We start from the raw sequence: 1,507 nt of genomic DNA on the forward strand, positions 1-1,507 counted from the left end.
CAATGCTTTCCCTTGTAGAAAAAAATAACCAAGCAAACCCACCGATATACAAAATGCGTCATAACATAGATATAGTAAAAAGTGCAAGCAATGCTTATAAAGTTTTAAAAGGAGTTTTAGGCGATGAGTTTTTAAACTCAAAGGATTTTTTTAGCTCTGATGAGCTTTGGAAAACTTCACATTTTTTTGAAATGGATAAAAGAAGTTTAACTATTACAAAGACTTTTGATAAATTAGAAGATTATCAAGACTATGTAAAAATGACAGATTATTGTAGGCTTGATTCAAAATATAGAGCTACTAATTATTTATCTGGCTTGTTTGCACAAGATGATATTTTTCATAAAGTAGAACCACCTGTAAATAATTATGATGCGTGGTTAGATAGTATATGTAGTTTTATCTACGACCCACATAAAGAAAACTACCAAAATGAGCAAGGCGAGTATAGCAAAGGCGGACTTTTAGCTGCTGTTTTATATAATAATTATATTTTAGTAGAAGGTGAAAAAACTAATTATGCTAAGCAAATGGGACATGACTACAGCGACCCATTTGACCCGTATCGCACAGATGATGATTGGGGTATGATAAAGCCAAACAATACAAAACGCTATGAGATAGGTAAAGAAGATGAGTGGCAAAAGCTAATGCAAAAATTATTATATGAAATGCTAAGTGGTAAAAACCTAAAAGCTCCTAAAGATATAGATAATTACGAAACATTTGAAGAGTTTTTACAAGCGGCTTTACAATACAGCCAAAAAAATATAAGTTTATTTGATATAAAAGTTTAAATTCCTATTTCAAATTCCATTAATTTTAAAGGAATTTAAAATTATGAATTATTTAAAAATATTACGAAAAGTAACAAATATTAATAATATTTTTAATATTAAGTTTTATTTAAAATTAGTTAAAGTATTATGAGATTTTATTTTAAAACAAAGGAGAGATAATGTTTAAGAAAACATTAAAAGTTTTATCTTTAGTTGCCGTTTTAGGCTTAAGTGCTAATGCTAATGATTTATTAGCAGATATTAGCAAAGGTGCTATAAGCGATAATTCATTAGGTGTTAAGGTATTAAACCCAGAGCAAATGAGCGAAGTTCGTGGTGGATATACTTTTAAATATATAGGAACTACTATCAGCAACTCAACAATGTTGCAAACTATTTTTATAGTAAATTATACTAGAAATGAATTAAAGAAAACTGCTATAGCTGGATATAATAATTATTTTGGAGATAATTATACTCCAAACATTATTGAAAAAAATAATTTTGGTGACTCAATAAAAGGTTTATTGCCTAATGAATTACCAGCAATAGCATTTACTCAGACAAAAACACCACAATTATTTGGAAGAGCTTACAGTTATAGTTTAAATGCAAGAGCTGTTGATTTTACAACTGGTAAAGTTAGAGGTATAATTAATTCTTGGGTAGAAAGTGCTGCAAAAAATTTACAAGCAAAAAATTATATTTATAGAGAAACAGTGAGAATA

Annotated in this window: 2 pseudogenes; both read left to right on the plus strand. The window is 28.1% G+C overall.

Annotated features, from left to right (window positions below):
• Positions 1 to 797, plus strand: a pseudogene (locus tag AVBRAN12642_RS09650) (hypothetical protein); the annotation flags it as partial.
• Between the two features lie 161 nt (positions 798 to 958).
• Positions 959 to 1,507: pseudogene (locus tag AVBRAN12642_RS09655) on the plus strand (hypothetical protein); the annotation flags it as partial.

Origin of the sequence: Campylobacter sp. RM12642, from assembly GCF_020137635.1 — a bacterium.
GTDB lineage: Bacteria > Campylobacterota > Campylobacteria > Campylobacterales > Campylobacteraceae > Campylobacter_E.